Source organism: Variovorax sp. OK605 (assembly GCF_900115445.1).
Lineage (GTDB): Bacteria > Pseudomonadota > Gammaproteobacteria > Burkholderiales > Burkholderiaceae_C > Variovorax.
The window spans coordinates 151,557-171,291 of record NZ_FOWL01000014.1 but is presented as its reverse complement, the minus strand read 5'-3'; the positions used below and the strand labels follow the sequence as shown (position 1 = coordinate 171,291).

At 69.3% G+C, this 19,735-nt stretch carries 18 protein-coding genes and 2 riboswitches; of the genes, 14 read left to right on the top strand and 4 right to left on the bottom strand.

The genetic code is table 11. The features are described from left to right. Positions 1-5: 5 nt before the first annotated feature. On the bottom strand, positions 6-740 hold the full coding sequence (locus BM013_RS30205) for a secretin and TonB N-terminal domain-containing protein (RefSeq protein ID WP_143098412.1): 735 nt from the start codon (positions 738-740) through the stop codon (positions 6-8). A gap of 232 nt (positions 741-972) precedes the next feature. Here BM013_RS30205 and BM013_RS30200 point away from each other — a divergent pair, with 232 nt between their 5' ends. Then, positions 973-1,335: a hypothetical protein gene (locus BM013_RS30200; RefSeq protein WP_143098411.1), complete on the top strand. Its 363-nt coding sequence runs from the start codon at positions 973-975 to the stop codon at positions 1,333-1,335. Positions 1,336-1,444: 109 nt separating this feature from the next. After that, on the top strand, positions 1,445-2,257 hold the full coding sequence (locus tag BM013_RS30195) for a transglutaminase domain-containing protein (RefSeq protein ID WP_093131972.1): 813 nt from the start codon (positions 1,445-1,447) through the stop codon (positions 2,255-2,257). Between the two features lie 16 nt (positions 2,258-2,273). On the opposite strand, the gene BM013_RS30190 is transcribed toward BM013_RS30195, so the two are convergent. Next, positions 2,274-3,059: an AraC family transcriptional regulator gene (locus BM013_RS30190; RefSeq protein WP_093131970.1), complete on the bottom strand. Its 786-nt coding sequence runs from the start codon at positions 3,057-3,059 to the stop codon at positions 2,274-2,276. 92 nt (positions 3,060-3,151) lie between these two features. Between BM013_RS30190 and BM013_RS30185 the strand changes: the two genes are divergently transcribed. The 5 genes from BM013_RS30185 to gcvP all read left to right on the top strand — a co-directional run bounded on the left by BM013_RS30185 (position 3,152) and on the right by gcvP (position 10,100). Beyond that, positions 3,152-4,345, top strand: a complete 1,194-nt coding sequence (locus tag BM013_RS30185; protein ID WP_093131968.1) for an MFS transporter — start codon at positions 3,152-3,154, stop codon at positions 4,343-4,345. A 209-nt stretch (positions 4,346-4,554) separates the two neighbouring features. Continuing rightward, positions 4,555-5,124, top strand: coding sequence for a hypothetical protein (locus BM013_RS30180; RefSeq protein ID WP_177206644.1), 570 nt, complete (start codon positions 4,555-4,557; stop codon positions 5,122-5,124). 34 nt (positions 5,125-5,158) lie between these two features. Continuing rightward, a riboswitch (glycine riboswitch) is annotated at positions 5,159-5,249 on the top strand. A gap of 12 nt (positions 5,250-5,261) precedes the next feature. Beyond that, positions 5,262-5,374, top strand: a riboswitch (glycine riboswitch). Between the two features lie 53 nt (positions 5,375-5,427). Beyond that, on the top strand, positions 5,428-6,609 hold the full coding sequence (gcvT, locus tag BM013_RS30175) for a glycine cleavage system aminomethyltransferase GcvT (protein ID WP_093131964.1): 1,182 nt from the start codon (positions 5,428-5,430) through the stop codon (positions 6,607-6,609). 78 nt (positions 6,610-6,687) lie between these two features. Continuing rightward, positions 6,688-7,059 carry a glycine cleavage system protein GcvH gene (gene gcvH / locus BM013_RS30170; RefSeq protein ID WP_093131962.1) on the top strand — a complete coding sequence of 124 codons (372 nt, stop codon included), beginning with the start codon at positions 6,688-6,690 and terminating at the stop codon, positions 7,057-7,059. A gap of 131 nt (positions 7,060-7,190) precedes the next feature. Then, the gene (gene gcvP, locus BM013_RS30165; RefSeq protein WP_093131960.1) at positions 7,191-10,100 is read left to right on the top strand and encodes an aminomethyl-transferring glycine dehydrogenase; all 2,910 of its coding nucleotides are present in this window, start codon (positions 7,191-7,193) and stop codon (positions 10,098-10,100) included. 106 nt (positions 10,101-10,206) lie between these two features. Here the strand turns inward: gcvP and BM013_RS30160 are convergent, their stop codons facing one another. Continuing rightward, entirely contained in the window at positions 10,207-11,136 is a 930-nt protein-coding gene (locus BM013_RS30160) for a DUF3014 domain-containing protein (protein ID WP_093131958.1), read from the bottom strand. Positions 11,137-11,350: 214 nt separating this feature from the next. After that, a complete protein-coding gene (locus BM013_RS30155) occupies positions 11,351-12,004 on the bottom strand; it encodes a TetR/AcrR family transcriptional regulator (protein WP_093132002.1) in 654 nt (217 codons plus the stop codon). Between the two features lie 153 nt (positions 12,005-12,157). Between BM013_RS30155 and BM013_RS30150 the strand changes: the two genes are divergently transcribed. The 7 genes from BM013_RS30150 (at position 12,158) to BM013_RS30120 (ending at position 19,734) form a co-directional block, all read left to right on the top strand. Then, positions 12,158-13,009 carry a uracil-DNA glycosylase family protein gene (locus BM013_RS30150; protein ID WP_218153701.1) on the top strand — a complete coding sequence of 284 codons (852 nt, stop codon included), beginning with the start codon at positions 12,158-12,160 and terminating at the stop codon, positions 13,007-13,009. Positions 13,010-13,023: 14 nt separating this feature from the next. Then, on the top strand, positions 13,024-14,667 hold the full coding sequence (locus BM013_RS30145; RefSeq protein WP_093131956.1) for a GMC family oxidoreductase: 1,644 nt from the start codon (positions 13,024-13,026) through the stop codon (positions 14,665-14,667). A 37-nt stretch (positions 14,668-14,704) separates the two neighbouring features. Further along, positions 14,705-15,025, top strand: coding sequence for an NIPSNAP family protein (locus BM013_RS30140; RefSeq protein ID WP_093131953.1), 321 nt, complete (start codon positions 14,705-14,707; stop codon positions 15,023-15,025). Between the two features lie 81 nt (positions 15,026-15,106). Further along, entirely contained in the window at positions 15,107-16,159 is a 1,053-nt protein-coding gene (locus BM013_RS30135) for a BMP family ABC transporter substrate-binding protein (protein ID WP_093131950.1), read from the top strand. Between the two features lie 40 nt (positions 16,160-16,199). Next, entirely contained in the window at positions 16,200-17,789 is a 1,590-nt protein-coding gene (locus tag BM013_RS30130; RefSeq protein ID WP_093131948.1) for an ABC transporter ATP-binding protein, read from the top strand. Then, positions 17,786-18,835, top strand: coding sequence for an ABC transporter permease (locus tag BM013_RS30125; RefSeq protein ID WP_218153700.1), 1,050 nt, complete (start codon positions 17,786-17,788; stop codon positions 18,833-18,835). Before BM013_RS30130 ends, BM013_RS30125 begins: the two co-directional genes overlap by 4 nt. Further along, entirely contained in the window at positions 18,832-19,734 is a 903-nt protein-coding gene (locus BM013_RS30120) for an ABC transporter permease (RefSeq protein WP_093131944.1), read from the top strand. The genes BM013_RS30125 and BM013_RS30120 overlap by 4 nt, the downstream gene beginning before the upstream one ends. The last annotated feature ends 1 nt before the right edge of the window (position 19,735 follow it).

The window sequence follows — 19,735 nt, the reverse complement described above, 5'->3', positions numbered from 1 at the left end:
GCCGCTCAGCCCGCGCCGCCGCGGTACGGCCGGCAGTCGCGCTGCGGATTGGCGCGCGGGGTCAACAGAATGGTCACCGGTTGCGCGAGCGCCGCCGGCACGGGCGCCTCGAGGTCGAGGGTGCGCAGGCGTTCGATGACCGCCGCGTCGCGCTCGTGCACGCCGCTGCCTTCGAGCAGGCGTGCCGCGCTGACCAGGCCGCCGGGGTCGATCCACAGTTGCACGGCAAGGCGGTAGCGCCCGAAGGCGTCGGGCTGCGCGATGCACAGCACGCGCGTGATGGCGCGCTGCAGCACGGCGCCGAAGGCGGCCTGGGCGAGCGCGGTGTCGGCGCGGCCCGCGCCTTCAGGTGCGGGGGCTTCGGAAGCTTCGGGCGCATGCGGCGCCGCCGCGTCGTCCTGCAGCGGCACCAGCGTGAACGCATTGGCGGAGATGTAGCGCGCCGCCAGGCGGGTGCCCGCGAGCAGGCGCCTCAGCGCCTCCTGCGGCGCGAAGTCGCCATGCACGGCCGCGGCCTCCCGGTCCGCCATGAGGCTGCCGGCCACCAGCACCGAGTGGCCTGTGATGCGGCCGAAGACGGCCAGCGAGGCGGCCAGCGGCTGGGCCGGCAGGTCGAAGCGGACCATGGCCTCTTCCTGCGGCGCGGCGTGCACCGGCGACCAGCGCGCCCCCAGCATCAGCGCCATCATGAGACACCAGGACAGTGTCAGCGCGCCGCCGGGGGTGGAAGGAATTGTCATGGGGCGGAAATCGAAACGGCGTAGGTGGTCGGAGAAATGGCCGGGCGCCCGGCGGCCGCAGCGAGACTAGCGAGGGCGCATGACCGACATGTGACGTTTGGTTTCCATGCGCCGCCTGGCGCGGCGTGCGTCTTCCGATTGACATGCGCGCTGCATAGACTCTTCGCTTTTTCCGTCCTGCCTTGCCGTGCCTTGCGTCGGCGGTGGCGGGCCGGACACGATGGAGGTGGGGATGGGCAGGTGTCGTCTGTGCGGTTTCGCCGCTGTCTCTGCTGCCGTTGCGCTGGCATGCAGCCTCGCCGCACCGGCGCGGGCCGCCGAGGCCGAGGCCGCTTGCGTCGAGGTGACCGTCAACGGCGAGCGCGCGCCCTCCTATGCCTGCATGACGGACAAGCTGCGTCCGGCCGCACCGCCGCCGGGCACGGCCACCCAGGGCCTGGCCTCCGAAGCCATCGTGCAGCGGCCGTCCAACCAGCTCGGGCTGTTCAATCGCGCCGCGACGGAACACCGCATGGGCAACACCTTCGGCACCTCCGTCTATCCGCAGCGCCCGCCGGCCGTGGCACCTGCGGGGCCGGTGTTTCCGAGCCGCTGAACAGAATCGCCAAGGCCCTCCCGCGGCCGCGCAGCCGGGTGGCGCGGCGCTTGCATGTGAACCGACCGGCACGCACAGGCACTCCGTCCGACCATTGAAGGGATTTGCAATGAGGCTTCACGCCACCTGCAGGATGACCGTCAACGCCAGCAGCGACTGCCCCGTGGTCGCCATGCTTCGTCCGCGCAGCGGCGACGCGCAATGGATGGTCAGCGAGCGCTACGAGCTGCACCCCTGGGTCACGACCACCGAATACGTCGACAGCTTCGGCAACCTGTGCCAGCGCCTGAAGATCCCGCAAGGCGAGATGCGCATCGAGGTCGAGATGATCATGGAAGCGGACGCCGCCATTGCCGTTGCGCCCGACGCCGCGGCGGTGCCGGTCGAAGACCTGCCTTCCGACGCGCTGCAGTACCTGCTGCAAAGCCGCTACTGCCCGTCCGACAAGATGGGCGAGCGGGCCCGGCGCATCGCCGGCGATACCAGGCCCGGCTATGCGCAGGTCGAGGCCATCCGGCAATGGATCCACACCAACCTTCAATACAGGTACGGCGTGAGCGACGGTTCGACCGACGCGCTGGACACGCTGAACGACGGCGCGGGCGTATGCCGGGACTTCTCGCACGTGGCCATCGGCATGTGCCGGGCGCTGCGCATTCCGGCGCGCCTGGTGGTGGGCTACCTCCACCAACTCGACCCGATGGACATGCACGCATGGTTCGAAGCCTTCGTGGGCGGGCGCTGGTACACCTTCGACGCCACGCAGGACCAACCGCGCGGCGGGCGCATCGTGCTGGCCTACGGGCGCGACGCGGCGGACGTGGCTTTTCTCTCCAACTACGGGCCGCTGGAAATGGGCGATATGGCCGTGACCGTGGAAGAGATTTCCGCGGATGCGACGGACGCCGCGCAGCGCTGCTGAGCAACAGGCCGGCGGGTCAGGACGGTGCCCGGCGCAGGTACGCGCTGGGCGGCACGCCCAGCGTGCGGCGGAACATCGCGGTGAAAGCGCTCGGGCTCTCGTAGCCGTGCGACAGCGCCACCTCGAGGATCGACGCGCCCGCCGCCAGTTTCGGCAGGCTCAGCAGCAGCCGCGCCTGCCGGCACCAGGCGCCGAAGTTCATGCCGGTCTCGCGCTGGAACAGGCGCGCGAGCGTGCGGCTGTTCATGTGCAGGCGCCGCGCCCACGCGTCGAGCGACGCGGGCCGCGACGGGTCGCGCACCAGTTCCTCGCACAACGCGGCCAGCCTCGCGTGGCGCGGCATGGGCACGTGCAGCGACAGGGCCGGCGCGGCCTCGATCTCGTCGAGCAGCAGTTCCATCACGCGCTCGTCGCGCCCGCCCGGCGCGCAATCGCGCGGCAGCGCCACGGCGGTGACGATCAGCGCGCGCAGCAGCTCGCCGACGTGGATCACGCGGCATTCGCCGCCCAGGTCGGCGCGCGTGCCGGGCTCCACGAAAACGGTGCGCATCTTCACCACGCCGGCCATGCGGATCTCGTGCGCCATGCCGGCCGGCACCCACACGCCGCGCCCCGGCGGCACCACCCAGCTGCCGGCCGCCGCGCCCACGAGCATCACGCCCGAAATGGCATGGATCAGCTGCCCGCGCCGGTGCACATGCGACGGAATGAAGGCGTCGCCCGCCGGGTCGGTCGCCAGCGCCGCGACGGCGCGCGGGGTCGACTCGCCCTCTTCGGGCCGCAGGTTGATGTCTTTGTCCATTTCTCGACGATGTTTGCCAATTCGTAGCGAGAAGATCTTCGCACGGCTTCCTACGATCGCTTTTTCACAAGAAAACGAAAGAAACGATAGCCATGAACAAGCGCCGCCTCGGGCTGCTCACCGGCACCCATGCCGTCAACGATCTCTACCAGGGCCTGGTGCCCGCGCTGCTGCCCTTCATGGTGCTGGAGCGCGGCTACAGCTACACGGCCGCGGCCGGCCTGATGCTGGCGGCCACCGGGCTGTCGAGCGTGGTGCAGCCGCTGTTCGGCCTGTACGCCGACCGCCATCCGCGCAGCTGGCTGGTGCCCACGGGCTTCCTGGTGGCCGCGCTGGGCGTGGTGCTGGCGGGGCTGAGCCAGAGCTACCTGCTGACCTGGATCGCCATTGCGCTGTGCGGCCTGGGCATCGCGGCCTACCACCCGCCGGCCACGGTGGCGGCGCGCGCGGCGGGCGGTGCGTCGCAGAAGGCGATGAGCGTGTTCTCGGTGGGCGGCACCATCGGCGCGTCATTCGCGCCGGTGCTGGCGGCCACGGCGGTGGGCGGCGGCAGCCTGTCGCGCAGCTACCTGCTGGGCGTGCCGGCGGTGGTGATGGGGGTGGTCTGGCTGCTGGCCAGCACGGGGCGCGCGGGCAGCGCCGCGGCGGCCGCTTCGGCCGCCGCGCGCAAGGCCGGCGCCGCAGTGGCGAAGCCGCCCAACGACTGGCGCGCCTTCGGCTGGCTGGTGGCGACCATCGTGGGCTGGTCGATCCCGTACGTCACGGTGCTGTCGATGCTCTCGTTGCGCATCACGCGCGACCTGCACGGCACGGCTTTCCAGGGCGCCGCGGCGCTCACGGCCTTCACCGCCGCGGGCGCGGTGGGCACGCTGCTCGGCGGCTGGCTGGGCGACCGCATCGGGCGCATGGGCACCATTCGCGCGGGCTACCTGCTCGCCTTGCCGGCGCTGGCCGGCCTGGTGCTCGCGCCCTCGGCCGGCTGGGCGCTGGCCTGCACCGCGCTGCTCGGCATGAGCATGTTCCTGCCCTTCGCCGCGCAGGTGACGCTGGCGCAGGACTACCTGCCGCGCAACCCGGCCACGGCCAGCGGCATCACGCTCGGGCTGGCGCTGTCGGTGGGCGGGCTGGTGTCGCCGCTGTTCGGCATGCTGTCGGACGCGCGCGGCCTGGGCGTCACGCTGACCGCCGTGTTGTGCGTGCTGTGCGTGGCCACGGTGCTCGCGCTGCGGCTGCGCAACCGGTCGATGCAGCCGATGGGCGCGGGCGTGGAGGGTGCCGCGGCCTGAACGGGTTGAACGGGTTGAACGGGTTGAACGGGTTGAACGGGTTGAACGGGTTGAATGGGTTGAATGGGTTGAACGCGCGCGCAACCATTGGCTCATCCGCAAGGAAAGCGCAGGCGGCTGAGCTTGTGGCCCTGTAAGTCGAATGGTTCATGAAGGTGTCACCACTTGCAACGATGCTGCAGTCCTCGATTCCCCAAGGCTGTGGCTGCATGCTTCCCACCAAGACCGACAAGGCGCGCGACGAACTGCAGGGCGGCCAGCGCACGCTCACCCAGCGTGAGCGCGCGCTGCTGCTGATGGCCGACGGCCGGCGCTCGCTGACCGACTTCAGTCCGCTGTTCACCACCCGGGACGAGGCCGAGCAGGCGCTGCTGGCGCTGGTGCAGCGCGGCTACCTGCAGGACCCCCAGGCGGCCGCCGCCGCGGCAGCAGCCGCCGCGCAGGCGGCGCAGGCCCAGGCCCAGGCTGCGGCTGCGGCCGCCCCGGTCGCGGAACCGATCCAGGTCAGCACCTCGGCCGACAGCTTCGACGGCAAGCGCTCGCTGGCCACCACGCGCATGTTCCTGTTCGACATGTGCGAGCGCATGTTCGTGCGCCGCGACCCCAGGTTCGCGCTGCAGATGCGCGACGCCCTGCGCGAGGCGCGCGACCGCGACGCGATGCTGACCATCGCCGCGCTGATGCTCAGCGAGGTCGAGAAGACCGCCGGTCCGGAGCGCGCCGAATCGCTGCGCGAGCGCATCGACCGGCTGCTGCCGCCGGCCGAGATCGTTCACTGAAACAAAAACCTGGGCCCCGCGCGATCCACTACACTCGCCCGGGTCAGGAGAGAGCCCCGCACGACGGGGCCGCCGAAGGCGCAGGGGATTCCCGAACGCTCAGGCAAAAGGACTGACAAGGCGCCGGTGAACACCGGCGTTTCCTTGCTGGAGAGAGGCCGCGGCACCCGAAACGGTGCACCGGCCCACCGAAGGAGCAAACCCCGATCGTGGGGTGAATCTCTCAGGTAAAGCGGACAGCAGGGGTGGCCCATGGCTTGCGTCATGGATTTCGTCTGCCCCTTTTGCCCTCTGGAGAGCCCCGTGGCTGCTTCTTCCGCCTCCGACACCCTTCTCAAGACGCCGCTGTACGACCTCCACGTGGCGCTCGGCGCCCGCATGGTGCCCTTCGCGGGCTACTCGATGCCGGTGCAGTACCCCGCCGGCCTGATGGCCGAGCACAAGCACACGCGCGACGCGGCCGGCCTGTTCGACATTTCCCACATGGGCCAGCTGCGCCTGGTGGGCCCCGACGCCGCCGCCGCCTTCGAAACCCTGATGCCCGTCGACGTGGTCGACCTGCCCGCCGGCAAGCAGCGCTACGGCCTGCTGCTGAACGACGAAGGCGGCATCCTCGACGACCTGATGTTCTTCAACGAAGGCAACGGCTCGCTCTTCGTGATCGTCAACGGCGCCTGCAAGGTGGCCGACATCGCCCACATCCAGCAGAAGATCGGCGGCCGCTGCGACGTGCAGCCCCTACCCGACCACGCCCTGCTGGCGCTGCAGGGCCCGCAGGCCGCGGCCACGCTGGCGCGGCTGTCGCCCGGCATCGAGCGCTTCGTGTTCATGACCGGCGGCGCGGTGCAGATCGGCGATGACAAAGTCAAGGTCGACGCCTTCGTCACCCGCAGCGGCTACACCGGCGAAGACGGCTTCGAGATCTCGGTGGCCGCCAAGGACGCCGACGCGCTGGCCCGCCTGCTGCTGGCCCAGCCCGAGGTGAAGCCCGTGGGCCTCGGCGCGCGCAATTCGCTGCGCCTGGAAGCCGGCCTGTGCCTGTACGGCAACGACATCGACACCACCACCACGCCGGTCGAGGCCTCGCTCAACTGGGCGATGCAGAAGGTGCGCCGCGCGGGCGGCGCGCGCGAAGGCGGCTTCCCCGGCGCCGCGAAGATCCTGGCGCAGCTGGCCGCGGCCACCGCGGGCGCGGCCGGCCACACCGACCACGACACGCTCAAGCGCAAACGCGTGGGACTGGTGGCGCTGGAGCGCATTCCGGTGCGCGACGGGACCGTGCTGCAGTCCTTCGAAGGCCATGACATCGGCATCGTCACCAGCGGCCTGCTCGGCCCGACGGCCGACCGCTGCGTGGCCATGGGCTACGTGGCCACCGCGTTCTCGCAGCCCGGCACGCGCGTGCAGGCCATCGTGCGCGGCAAGCCGGTGCCGATGGAAGTGTCCACCATGCCTTTCGTGCCCACCCGCTACTACCGTGGTTGACGCGGCTGACGCGGTTGATGCACACCGAGCCCCGTTAGGCTCTGCACCCCGAAACATTTTTTCCACGAGGAGTTTTCCATGAGCATCAAGTACACCAAGGACCACGAATGGGTGTCGGCCGAAGGCGACGCGGCCACCGTCGGCATCACCGTGCATGCGCAGGATGCGCTGGGCGACGTGGTGTTCGTCGACCTGCCTGAAGTCGGCAAGAGCTTCGCGCAAGGCGAAGTCGCCGGCGTCGTCGAATCGGTCAAGGCCGCCGCCGATGTGTTCATGCCCGTGTCGGGCGAAGTCACCGAAGTGAACGAAGCGCTGCGCGCCGACCCCTCGCTCGCCAACAGCGACCCGCTGGCCAGCGGCTGGTTCTTCAAGGTCAAGCTGAGCGAACCCGCGCAGCTCGACGCCCTGCTCGACGCCGCGTCGTACGACAAGTTCGCCGCCGAATCCTGAAATGATGTTTGCCCCTCGGCTTGCCACTTCGTGTGCTTCTCCATCCCCCATGGGGAAGGCGCGGTCCGCCTTGGGGCGGCCCGGCGGCGACCGCTGAGTTCTTTTATTAACGCCGATAGACAGTCACCGCCATGCCGACGCCCGCCCTTCCCTCTTTGCAAGAACTAGAGAACGCCGAAGAATTCCTTGCCCGCCACATCGGCATCGATGCGGCGGACGAGGCGCGCATGCTGCCGGTGATCGGCTCGACGACGCGCGCGGAGCTCATCGACGGCATCGTGCCCGCGGCCATCCGCAGGAGCAAGCCGATGCGCCTGCCCGCGCCGGTGACCGAAGCCGACGCGCTGGCCGAGCTGAAGGCGATGGCGTCGAAGAACAAGGTGTTCAGGAACTTCATCGGCCAGGGCTACTACGGCACGCACACGCCGGGCGTGATCCTGCGCAACATCCTGGAGAACCCCGCCTGGTACACGGCCTACACGCCCTACCAGGCCGAGATCTCGCAGGGCCGCATGGAAGCCCTGCTGAACTTCCAGACGATGGTGTGCGACCTCACGGGCATGGCCATCGCCAACGCGTCGATGCTCGACGAAGCCACCGCCGCGGCCGAGGCCATGACGCTGGCCAAGCGCAGCGTGAAGAGCAAGAGCAACGTGTTCCTGGTCTCGGGCGACTGCCATCCGCAGACCATCGAAGTCATCAAGACGCGCGCCGCGCCGCTGGGCATCGAGGTGAAGGTCAGCACCGTGTCGGAAACGCTGCCGCTGCTGATGGTGAGCGGCGAGTTCTTCGGCGTGCTCGCGCAGTACCCCGCCACCACCGGCCATGTGCACGACCTGCGCCCGCTCGCGGGCCACGCGCACCAGTGCGACGCCGCCTTCATCGTCGCGGCCGACCTGCTGGCGCTCACGCTGCTGGTGGCGCCAGGCGAGTTCGATGCCGACATCGTCTGCGGCACCACGCAGCGCTTCGGCATGCCGCTGTGCAACGGCGGCCCGCACGCCGCCTACCTGGCCTGCCGCGATTCGTTCAAGCGCTCGCTGCCGGGCCGCCTGGTGGGCGTGAGCGTGGACACGCACGGCCAGCCCGCCTACCGCCTCGCGCTGCAGACGCGCGAGCAGCACATCCGCCGCGAGAAGGCCACGTCGAACATCTGCACCGCGCAGGTGCTGCCGGCCGTGGTGGCCAGCATGTACGCCGTGTACCACGGTCCCGACGGCCTCACGCGCATCGCGCAGCGCGTGGCCGTGCTCACCGCCATCCTGTCGAAGGGCCTGTCGCAGATGGGCCGCGAGCCGGTCAACACCACCGCCTTCGACTCGCTGACCATTCGCACCGGCGACGACACCGCCGCCATCATCGAACGCGCGCAGGCCGGCGGCGTCAACCTGCGCCAGCGCCTGCAGCAGCACCTGGGCATCTCGCTGGACGAGACCACCACGCGCGCCGACATCGAAACACTGTGGGCCCTGTTCGTGCCGGCCGGCACCGCGATGCCGCGCTTCGACGACCTGGCCGCGAACACCACGCCGCTGATTCCCGACGACCTGCGCCGCGCCAGCGGCTTTCTCTCGCACCCGGTGTTCAACACCCACAAGAGCGAAACCGCGATGCTGCGCTACATCCGCAGCCTGTCGGACAAGGACCTGGCGCTCGACCGCAGCATGATCCCGCTGGGCAGCTGCACCATGAAGCTCAACGCGACCAGCGAGATGATCCCCATCACCTGGCCGGAGTTCGCCAACATCCACCCCTTCGCACCCGCCGACCAGCAGCAGGGCTATGCCCAGCTCGACGCGCAACTGCGCGCCTGGCTGTGCGAGGCCACCGGCTACGCCGGCATCAGCCTGCAGCCCAACGCCGGTTCGCAGGGCGAGTACGCGGGCCTGCTGGCCATCAAGTCCTTCCATGAAGCCAAGGGCCAGGGCCACCGCAACATCTGCCTGATTCCGTCTTCCGCGCACGGCACCAACCCGGCCAGCGCGCAGATGGTCGGCATGCAGGTGGTGGTGACGGCCTGCGACACGCAGGGCAACGTCGACATGGACGACCTGAAGCGCGCCTGCGAGAAGCACAGCGACAAGCTGGCCGCGGTGATGATCACCTACCCCAGCACGCACGGCGTGTTCGAAACCCGCGTGAAGGAACTCTGCGAGCTGGTGCACGCACACGGCGGGCGCGTGTACGTGGACGGCGCCAACATGAACGCGCTGGTCGGCGTGGCCGCGCCGGGCGAGTTCGGCGGCGACGTGAGCCACCTGAACCTGCACAAGACCTTCTGCATTCCGCACGGCGGCGGCGGCCCCGGCGTGGGCCCGGTCTGCGTGGTCGAAGACCTCGTGCCGTACCTGCCGGGCCATGTGACCGCCGGCGTGCCGTCGCACGGCGTCGGTGCCGTGTCCGCGGCGCCGCTGGGCAATGCGGCCGTGCTGCCGATCAGCTGGATGTACTGCCGCATGATGGGCGCCAAGGGCCTGCAGGCCGCGACCGAAACGGCCATCCTGAGCGCCAACTACATCAGCGCGCGCCTGAAGGACCACTACCCCACGCTGTACGCGAGCCCCAACGGACATGTGGCGCACGAGTGCATCCTGGACCTGCGCCCGCTGAAGGACACCAGCGGCGTCACCGCCGAGGACGTGGCCAAGCGCCTGATCGACTACGGCTTCCACGCGCCCACGCTGAGCTTCCCCGTGCCGGGCACGCTGATGGTCGAGCCGACCGAGAGCGAGCCGCTGGCCGAGCTCGACCGCTTCATCGACGCGATGATCGCCATCCGCGGTGAGATCCGCCGCATCGAGGAAGGCGTCTGGCCGAAGGAAGACAACCCGCTCAAGCACGCGCCGCACACCGCGGCCAGCCTGCTGGGCAGCGAGTGGGAGCACCCGTATTCGCGCGAACTCGGCGCCTACCCGCTGGCCGCGCTGAAGAACGCGAAGTACTGGCCGCCCATCGGCCGCGTCGACAACGTGTACGGCGACCGCAACCTGTTCTGCAGCTGCGTGCCCGTGGGCGACTACAAGGAAGCCGAAGAGGCCTGAGCAGGCGGGCGCGAGGCGGCCGGCGGTTCGGCCGCGCGCGCAGTTGCAGTTGCCGCTGCGGCAGCGGCAGCAGCGCCCGCTGTCGACCCGCTACGCGGCTACGCGGCTACGACTTCTTCTTCGCCACGTCCCCCGTGGCGATCTGCTGGCGCAGCCCGCGCAGGCTGGCCTTCATCTTGCGCTCGTTCTCCGGGCCCATGCGCACCATGATCTTCTGGCCGGACGACAACGCCTGCAGCTGCGGGTCGACGTACTCGTAGCGCACCCAGGGGCGCTGCGAAGGCACCTCGCCCTTCACCTCGACCAGCCGCACCTGCACCGGCCCGCCGGGCTCGGGTGCCTGCAACAGATGGTCGATCACGGCGATCAGCCGGTCGTTGAAATAGCGCCCCGGATAGCCCAGCTCCTCATAGGCCTGCTGGAACAGCGGGTAGAGCCTGGCGTACACCGCCGCGGCCTTCGCCGGATCGATCGACCCGGCCAGCAGCACGGCGGCGTTGTAGCGCGCCGCGTTGTTCGGCGAGATGGTCTGCGCCTCGCCCTGCCCTTCGGTGATGAAGCGCTGGCCCGTGGGCTGCACCGGCCATGTGTTGGCCGGCGCCTGTTCGCGCGCGAGGTTGTCGACCGTGGCCACGAAGCGATGCACGATGCCGTCGGAGCGCAGGAACGCGTCGGCGTTCTTCGCGCCGAGCAGCTCGGCCAGCGCCTTCATCACGCGCGAATCGGATTCGGCCAGCTTGGGCAGCGCAGCGTCCGGCGGCGCGAGCGCGTCGACCGGGTTCTGCGGGCCCGTGGGCTGCGCCGCGACGGGCGGCGGCGGTGCGGGTGCGTCGTTGGGCGCCGCGGCCACGGGCGTGGGCTCGGCGGGCTTTTGCTGTTGCTGCTGGTACCAGCGCCAGCCGAAGAACGCAGCCGCCAGCAGCACCAGCACGGCGATCACGATGGCGCCGGTGGGCGTTTCGCGGCGGGGCCGGAAATCGGCGGTGTCTCGGGTGTCGGGGGCGTGGCTGGTGTCGCGGGTGTCGCTGTCGGACATGAGGTCGGGTTCCTTGTGAGAGGAATGTCGGAAGGATCTCAGGGAGGCGAGCGGCTATGGTGCACCAATTCGGACCACACCCGAGCCAGATCCTCGTAACGCCCTGTGACGCCTGTGATGCCCTCTGACGCGCCCGTCGCGCGGAAGTTCACTCGGCCCGGCTCTTCGCCGGGCCGGTCACGGCCGTCCGGCGGGTTCGATCGCCAGCCTGCGGTCAGTCGACCAGCACGCCGCCGAGCACCGTGCCCACGATGCTTTCGAGCGCCTGGTCGTAGTGCGCCGCGGTGAGTTTCTTCACCTGCAGCACCGCGTTCACGATGGGCTCGTAGTCGGCATAGAACTGGGTGGCGGCCCAGAGCATGAAGAGAAAGTGCCGGGGGTCGATCTTGCGGATCTTCTTGGCGGCCATCCAGGCCTCGAACACCTCGATGCTGGCGGCCGTGCTGTTCGCGATGTGCGCCCGGTCGGCGGCCGACAGGAAGGTGCCGCCGCGCACCACCTCGTTGGCGAACAGGCGCGCCTCCAGCGGGTTCTTGCGCCCCAGCTTGAGCTTGGCTTCCACATAGGCGCGCAGCGCCACGGCGGGCTCGGTCTCGGCCTTGAGGATGCGCAGCGCGCTGTCCCACTCTTCCAGCAGCGGCGCGAAGGTGGCGCTGTACAGCTCTTCCTTGGTCGCGTAGTAGTAGTAGACGTTGGCCTTGGGCAGCTCCGCGACGGTGGCGATCTCCGCGATGCGCGCGCCGTCGAAGCCCTTGGCCGCGAACACCTCGCTCGCGGCCTTCAGGATCTTGCGTTTGTTGGCCGCCCGGATCTCTCGGTCCGCAGGGGTTTCCGGTTTGGGGGATCGGGGAGTGGAGGTGTCGCGCATGGGCATGGTGTCACTGGTGACCGGGCTCAAATTCTAGAGGCGCCCCGAAACGGAGCACGGGTAAGCACCAAAAAAATTCTGACCAACTCGTCAATTTATTCCTTAGAATTTCCTGACGAACTGGTCAGCTTTTTTGAAGTTTGAATGTAACCCATGCCCCAAGCCCTGCGCACCGCACTGCAAGAAACACTGGCGAACTGGCCCGACGACCTGCCCGATGCTTGGCGGGCCGCGCTGGGCGATGTGAAGCTCGACTTCGAGGGCGTCGATGCGGCGCTCGAACTGCAGGCATGGGAGCCGATCTTTCCGGCGCGCAAGGGCCGTCGACTGGCCGGCATGCCGCACGGCGCGCACATGCTCAAGGCCTTCGACAGCGTGATGCCCGCGCGGGTGCGCTGCGTGGTGCTGGGGCAAGACCCCTACCCGTCCATCGACATCGCCACCGGCCGCGCCTTCGAGGTAGGCAACGTGGCGCAGTGGCGCGAGCTCGACAAGATGTTCACCAAGAGCATCCGTGCGTGGGTGCAGATGCTGGCTGAAGCACGCACGGGTGATGCAACCTATGGCGGCAGCTTTGCCAACTGGCCGCGCACGCTGCAGGCCATCGAATCCGGCGCGCTGCCCTTCGAGACACCCGCCGCGCTGAGCGACCGCTGGGTCGACGACGGCGTGCTGCTGCTCAACACCTCCTTCACGCTCAGCCGCTTCCAGGTGGCGATCGACCCGCACCAGTCGCAGGGCCACCTCGTGCTGTGGAAGCCGCTGATCCAGGCGGTGCTGTCGCACCTGCTCAAGCGCGGCGAGCCGGTGGTGTTCATGAGCTTCGGCGCCTCCGCGGCCGAGGCCTTCGAGGCGGCCGGCATCGCGCAAGGCTTGCACGGCAAGGTCGCCTGCATCCTGCGCGAGCACCCCGCCCATGCCGATGCGGTGCTGGGCCTGCCCAACCCCTTCGCGCTGTGCAACGCCCATCTCGCCGAGATGGCCCGCGACCCCATTTCCTGGTGAGACCCGGCGACCCCATGAACCACAACAACCCCAACAACGACCAGAACGCCTACGACTACATCGTCGTGGGCGCCGGCTCCGCGGGCTGCGCGCTCGCCGCCCGGCTCAGCGCCCGCCCCGCCACGCGCGTGCTCCTGCTGGAGGCCGGCGGCAAGGACTCGAACCCGCTGTTCCGCCTGCCGATGCTCATGGGCAAGCTGTTCCAGTCGGGCATCTACAACTGGCACTTTCACTCCGAGCCCGAGCCCAACCTCAACGGCCGCAAGATCTACTGGCCGCGCGGCAAGGTGCTCGGCGGCACCTCGACCATCAACGGGATGATCTACGTGCGCGGCGGCAAGCAGGACTACGACGGCTGGGCCGCCATGGGCAACCTCGGCTGGTCGTACAAGGACGTGCTGCCCGCCTTCAAGCGCTCCGAAGGCCACATCCAGCGCGACGGCGTGTTCCACAACGCCAAGGGCGAACTCACCGTGTGCCGCGCGCGCGGCTGGAACGCACTGCTCGACGTGTTCTGCCTCGCGGGGCAGCAGGCCGGCTACCCGCTGAACGACGACTTCAACGGTGCCAGCCAGCTCGGCTTCGGCCGCTACGACTTCACCATCAAGAAGGGCAAGCGCTGGTCTGCCTCCTTCGCGTTCCTGCGCCCGGCAATGAAGCGCAGCAACCTCCAGGTGGTCACGCGCGCGCTCACGCACAAGGTGCTGATCGAAAAGGGCCGCGCCGTGGGCGTGGCCTACGAGGTGCTCGGCCGCATGAACACCGTGCGCGCCCGCAAGGAAGTGATTCTTTGCGCCGGCGTGGTGGGTTCCCCGCACCTGCTGATGCTCTCGGGCGTCGGCCCGCAGGAAGAACTGGCGAAGCACGACATTCCCGTGCTCAAGGCCTTGCCCGGCGTGGGCGGCAACCTGCAGGACCATGTGGACTGCGTGATGTCGTACGAGTGCAAGCAGCCCGTCACGCTCTACAAGGACCTGCGCGCCGACAAGATCGCGTTCTCGGTGGTGCGCGGCATGCTGTTCGGCGAAGGCATCACCACCACCTTTCCGTACGAGGCCGGCGCGTTCATCAAGACCCGGCCCGAGCTCGAACACCCCGACGTGCAGCTGCACTTCATGCCCGCGCTCGAGAAGACGGCCAACCTGTACTTTCCCAACCCGTTCAAGAAATCCACCGTCGAGGCCAAGCACGGCTTCACGCTGCGCGTGGGCCCGGTCAACCCGAGCAGCCTGGGCCGCATCCGCCTGCGCTCCGGCCGCCCCGGCGACGCGCCGCTGATCCAGCCCAACTACCTGGACACCGAGTTCGACCGCAAGACCATGGTCGATGCCATTCGCGCCACGCGCGAGGTCATCGCGCAACCCGCCTTCGACGCCTACCGCGGCAAGGAACTTGCACCCGGCCCCGAGAAGCAGAGCGACGAAGACCTGGTGGCCTGGCTGCGCGCCACCGCCATGACCACCTTCCACCCCGTGGGCACCTGCAAGATGGGCCACGACGACATGGCCGTGGTCGACCACCGCCTGAAGGTGCACGGCATCGCCAACCTGCGCGTGGCCGACGCTTCCATCATGCCGGTCATCTCGAGCGGCAACACCAATGCCCCGGCCATCATGATCGGCGAGAAGTGCGCCGAATTCATCCTGGCCGGCCAGTGAACCCCAGCCCCATCCGCAGCATGACAAGGAGCACTTCATGATCGTCGAACACCGCCTCTACACCTTCCGCCCCGGCACCATCGACCAGTGGCGCGAGAAGTACGAACGCGAAGGCCTGCCCGTGCAGCAGCGCCACCTGAACAGGTTCGTGGGCCTGTACATCTCAGAGATCGGCCGGCTGCACACCTCGGTGCTGATGTGGGCCTACGACAGCCTGGCCGACCGCGAGGCGCGCCGCGCCGCGATGTACGCCGACCCCGAGTGGCAGTCGTTCATCAAGAGCGTGTGGGCGCTGGACGCGATCCAGAGCCAGGACGTGATGATCATGAATCCCGCGCCCAGCTCGCCCACGCCCTGAACTCTTCCTCGAGTTCCTTCCGAGTTCTTTCCGAGTCCTTCAGCCGTCCGTTCCTCCTTCCTCAACCCCAGAGATATCCGCATGACACACCACGCATCCTCCAGCGCCAAGACGCCCCGCCGGCAGTTCCTCAAGGCCACGGCCGGCCTGGGCGGCGTCGCCATGGCGAGCGCCCTGTACCCGCTGATCGCCAATGCCAAGGGCGGCCTCATCGCGCTGGTGCACACGCAGGCCGCGGGCGACGCCAGCGCGGTCGACGCGATGATTGCGCGCCTGAAGCTGCTGGGCAAGGAAACGGGCATGCAGACGCGCGCCATCTACGCGAAGGACCCGTCGACCTACGAGACCATCTTCCGCACGCTGGCCGACGCCGGCGCGGCCGTGATCGTGTCGACCTTCAACGAGGTGAGCGAGCCCTTCAAGGCGCTGGCGCCCAAGTACCCGAAGACGCAGTGGCTGCAGCTGTTCGGCGACGAGATGAAACCGGCCATGCCCAACGTGACCACCGTGTCCTACGACTACTACCTGGGCACCTACCTGGCCGGCATCTTCGCGGGGCGCATGTCGACCACGGGCAAGATCGGCTTCATCGGCGGCATGTCGATTCCGCCGCTCAACGCCGACTACAACGCGTTCAAGGCGGGCGTGCTGTCGGTGCGCAAGAACGCCACCGTCACCGTCGCCTTCGCGGGCTCGTTCCAGGACCCGGTGAAGGGCCGCGAAATTGCCACGCAGATGTTCAACGGCGGCATCGACTTCATCCAGACCGACGCCGCCGCCACCGACGCGGGCATCATCGCCGCGGCCAACGACAAGCCCGGCCGGCTGGTGAGCTGCCTCGACCCGGCGCAGTACCCGCAGGGCCCGAAGTCGCTCATTTCCATCGTCAGCCTGCACTTCGGCAAGTCGCTGTACGACGAGGCGTCGAAGATCCTCAAGACCGGCAAGGGCGGCGCGCACCTGAACACCGGGCTGGGCACCGGCGTGGTGGGCCTGGAGCTGTCGCCCGTGTTCCAGAAGGAAGGCGACAAGGCGGTGGCCGCCAAGGCCGAGCAGACCATGGCCGAGATCCGCACCACGCAGGCCGCCATCCTGAACGGCTCCGTCAAGGTGGCGTTCAACACCGTTCTCTGACCTTGCCGATTCCTCCGACGTTTCGACTCTCCTTGCAGCCATGAACCCCAGCCCCCCGAACAGCGAGACCTCACCGGCGCGCCCCGCGCTGGTGCTGGACGGTGTCACCGTGCAATACGACAGCGTGAAAGCGCTGTCCGACGTGTCCATCGCTTTCGCGCAGGGGCAGATTCATGCGGTCGTCGGCCAGAACGGCGCGGGCAAGACCACCTTTGCCCGCGTGTGCTCCGGCCTGGTGAAGCCCACGCACGGGCGCGTGCACATCGGCGCGCACGAGATCCGCACCGGCCACGTGAACGCCGCGCGCGCGGCCGGCGTGGAGCTGGTGCACCAGAGCTTCGCGCTGCCGGCCTCGTTCACCGTGGCGCAGGCCATGGAGTTCGGCTCCGACCGGCACCGCGGCATCTTCACCTCGCGCCAGCTCGAGAAGCGCTGGCAGGCCCACCTCGACGGGCTGGGCCTGTCGGTGAGCCCGCGCGAGGTCATTCGCAACCTGCCGATCGAGACGCAGCAGGGCATCGAGATTGCGCGCGCGCTGGTCACCGACGCCAAGGTGCTCATCCTCGACGAGCCCACCGCGGTGCTGGCGCCGGCCGGCGTGGAGACCCTGTTCGAACGCATCCGCATCCTGAAGAAGCGCGGCGTGACCGTCGTTCTCATCCTGCACAAGATCCGCGAAATGATGGCCATCGCCGACACCGTGAGCGTGCTGCGCCGCGGCGCGCACGTGACCGGCCCCGTGCAGTGCAGCAGCATCGGCGCGGCCGAGCTCAGCCAGTGGATCATGGGCGATGCCAAGGCGCCCGCGCCCAGCAGCGCGCCTGCCACATCTGGCGCATCTGCAGCATCTGCCGCATCTGCCGCATCACCGCGCCGCGACCTCACCGCACCCACCGTGCTCCAGCTGAAGAACCTGTCGACCAAACCCGACGCCGAAGGCGCCGCACTGGCCGACGTGAGCCTGAACATCCGCGCCGGCGAAATCATCGGCATCGCCGGTGTCGAAGGCAACGGCCAGCGCACGCTGGTGCGCGCCATTGCCGCGCTGGCGCAGACCGCCAGCGGCAGCATCGAACTGGCCGGGCGCGACGTGACGCACAGCGACCTGGCCACGCGGCGCGCGGCGGGCCTGCGCATCATCCCGTTCGAGCGCAACGTGGAAGGCCTGTCGCTCAACAGCAGCCTGTGGGAGAACTGGTCGATGGGCCGGCTGCTGCAAGGCGGCCTGCTCGCCTTCGTGCGGCCCGCCAGGCTGCAGGCCGCGTGCGACACCGCGCTCACGCAATGGGACGTGCGCTATGCCCACAGCGGCCAGCCGGCCGGTTCGCTCTCGGGCGGCAACGCGCAGAAGGTCATCTTCGCGCGCGAAGTGGACGCCAGCGCGCGCCTCATCATCGCGGCGCAACCCACGCGGGGCCTGGACATCGGCGCCACCGCCTATGTGTGGAAGGCGCTGCGCGAGGCGCGCGGCCGGGGCGCCGCGATCATCCTGATTTCGTCGGACCTCGACGAACTCTTCGACATCAGCGACCGCGTGCTGGTCATGCTGCGCGGCCAGGTGGTGGGCGACTACGGCGCGCCGTACGACCTGCGCGAAGTCGGCCAGGCGATGGTGGGGGCTCACGCATGATGGCCACTGTCTTCTCCCCCGCGCGCATGCTGCCGGTGCTGCGCGTCGTGCTCTTCGTGTGCCTGGCGCTGCTGCTGTGCGCGCTGGCGTTCTACAGCGCCGGGCTGGCCGTGGGCGAGCTGTTCACCGGCATCCTCGACGGTGCCTTCCTGCGCGAGGGCGCGGTGCACCAGGGCCTGCGCTGGGCCATGCCGCTGTTCATCACGGCGACGGGCGTGGCCATCGCGTTTCGCGCCGGCTTCTTCAACATCGGCGCGCAGGGGCAGTTCTATGTCGGCTCCATCCTCGCCGCCTTCACCGCCGAATGGCTGGGCGGCGCACCCGCGTGGGTCGTGGTGCCGGGCTGCCTGCTGGCCGGCATGGCGGGCGGCGCGCTGTGGGCCATGTGGCCGGGGCTGCTGCGGCTGCGCTCGGGCACCGACGAGGTCATCACCACGCTCATGGGCAACTTCCTCGCGGGCCTGCTGCTGGTGTACGTCACCTCCGGCCCGCTGAAGGACCCCTCGGGCTCGGGCCAGCAGGCGTCGAGCCGGCCCATCGCGGACGCCTACCGCATCTCCGATTCGCTGGGCGTGTCGCCGCTCATCTGCGCGCTCACGCTGGCGGTGTTCGTGCTGTCGTGGCTGCTGGCCAACCGCACGGCGCTGGGCATCGTGGCCAACCTGGCGGGGCGCAACCCGACCATGGTGGCGTGGCAAGGCGCGCGGGTCGGGCGCATCGGCCTGTTCAGCTTCCTGGTGAGCGGCGCGCTGGCGGGGCTGGCCGGCAGCATCGAGCTGCTCGGCCCCAACGGCCGGCTGGCCAGCGGCTTCCTGCCGGCCCATGGCTTCACGGCCATCCTGATTGCACTGGTGGCGCAGCTGTCCATCGTGGGCACGGCCGTGTCCGCCCTCTTCTTCGGCGCGCTGGCCTCCGCCGCGCTGTACCTGCCGGTGATGGTCGGCATGCCGGCGGCGGCCATCGAGGTCATCAACGCGACCATTGCCCTGTTCATCACGTCGCGCGCCAAGTGGCTCGACAAGCTCCTCACCCGAAAGCCCGCATGACCGACACGCTGGTATCCATCCTGATCTCGGGCACGCCGCTCGTCTACGTCACGCTGGCGGGCGTGCTGGCGCAGCGCGCGGGCATCTGGAACCTGGGCCTCGAAGGGCTGATGATCATCGGCAGCTGCGCGCTGATCGTGGGCATCGTGCAGATCGGCTCCTTCGTGCAGGCCATGCTGATCGCGGCCGCGCTGTGCGTGGGCGCCTCGGCGCTCTTGTGGTACGTGGTGGAAAAGCTCAAGGCCAACCCCATCATCGCGGGCCTGGGGCTCACCGGACTGGGCCTGGGTGGCACGTCGCTCGCCATTCAAGCGCTGTACGACAGCGAAGCCACGGTCACGGCGCCCTTCGGCATTCCCAAGCTCAACAGCCTGTTCGACGCGGACCTGGGCGCCCTGGGTGGCCTGTCGGTGTTCGTGCTGTTCATGCCCGTGGCCGTGTGGCTCGTGTGGCTGCTGCTGGAGCGCACGCGGCTGGGCCTGCGCCTGTCGGCTTCCGGCGAGCACCCGTTCGCCGCGCGCAGCGTGGGCGTGAACCCCAGCCGCATGCGGCTGCTGGCACTGGCGCTCGGCGGCGTGCTGTGCGCCATCGGCGGCGCCGAGCTGGCCGGCGGCAGCCTGCAGATCTTTTCGCAGAACATGACGGCGGGCCGCGGCTTCATGGCCTTTGCCGCGGTGATCTTCGGCGCCGGCAGCGCACTGGGCGCCACGGCCGCCGCGCTGTTCTTCGCGGTGGTGTCGGCGCTGGGCATCCGCGCGCAGCTGGTGTACGGCGGCGCCATTTCCAACGACCTGCTGCAGGCCCTGCCCTACCTGGCCACCGTGTTCGGCGTGTGGCTCAGCACCAAGCTGCGCGGCGGGCTGGGCTCGATCCGCGGCACGGCGGAAATGCGCGACTGAG

What these genes read in the sequence shown, in the direction of transcription:
- BM013_RS30205 (WP_143098412.1), bottom strand. Translation starts at nt 740, where the DNA reads ATGACAATTCCTTCCACCCCCGGCGGCGCGCTGACACTGTCCTGGTGT.
- BM013_RS30200 (WP_143098411.1), top strand. Translation starts at nt 973, where the DNA reads ATGGGCAGGTGTCGTCTGTGCGGTTTCGCCGCTGTCTCTGCTGCCGTT.
- BM013_RS30195 (WP_093131972.1), top strand. Translation starts at nt 1,445, where the DNA reads ATGAGGCTTCACGCCACCTGCAGGATGACCGTCAACGCCAGCAGCGAC.
- BM013_RS30190 (WP_093131970.1), bottom strand. Translation starts at nt 3,059, where the DNA reads ATGGACAAAGACATCAACCTGCGGCCCGAAGAGGGCGAGTCGACCCCG.
- BM013_RS30185 (WP_093131968.1), top strand. Translation starts at nt 3,152, where the DNA reads ATGAACAAGCGCCGCCTCGGGCTGCTCACCGGCACCCATGCCGTCAAC.
- BM013_RS30180 (WP_177206644.1), top strand. Translation starts at nt 4,555, where the DNA reads ATGCTTCCCACCAAGACCGACAAGGCGCGCGACGAACTGCAGGGCGGC.
- gcvH (WP_093131962.1), top strand. Translation starts at nt 6,688, where the DNA reads ATGAGCATCAAGTACACCAAGGACCACGAATGGGTGTCGGCCGAAGGC.
- gcvP (WP_093131960.1), top strand. Translation starts at nt 7,191, where the DNA reads ATGCCGACGCCCGCCCTTCCCTCTTTGCAAGAACTAGAGAACGCCGAA.
- BM013_RS30160 (WP_093131958.1), bottom strand. Translation starts at nt 11,136, where the DNA reads ATGTCCGACAGCGACACCCGCGACACCAGCCACGCCCCCGACACCCGA.
- BM013_RS30155 (WP_093132002.1), bottom strand. Translation starts at nt 12,004, where the DNA reads ATGCGCGACACCTCCACTCCCCGATCCCCCAAACCGGAAACCCCTGCG.
- BM013_RS30150 (WP_218153701.1), top strand. Translation starts at nt 12,158, where the DNA reads ATGCCCCAAGCCCTGCGCACCGCACTGCAAGAAACACTGGCGAACTGG.
- BM013_RS30145 (WP_093131956.1), top strand. Translation starts at nt 13,024, where the DNA reads ATGAACCACAACAACCCCAACAACGACCAGAACGCCTACGACTACATC.
- BM013_RS30140 (WP_093131953.1), top strand. Translation starts at nt 14,705, where the DNA reads ATGATCGTCGAACACCGCCTCTACACCTTCCGCCCCGGCACCATCGAC.
- BM013_RS30135 (WP_093131950.1), top strand. Translation starts at nt 15,107, where the DNA reads ATGACACACCACGCATCCTCCAGCGCCAAGACGCCCCGCCGGCAGTTC.
- BM013_RS30130 (WP_093131948.1), top strand. Translation starts at nt 16,200, where the DNA reads ATGAACCCCAGCCCCCCGAACAGCGAGACCTCACCGGCGCGCCCCGCG.
- BM013_RS30125 (WP_218153700.1), top strand. Translation starts at nt 17,786, where the DNA reads ATGATGGCCACTGTCTTCTCCCCCGCGCGCATGCTGCCGGTGCTGCGC.
- BM013_RS30120 (WP_093131944.1), top strand. Translation starts at nt 18,832, where the DNA reads ATGACCGACACGCTGGTATCCATCCTGATCTCGGGCACGCCGCTCGTC.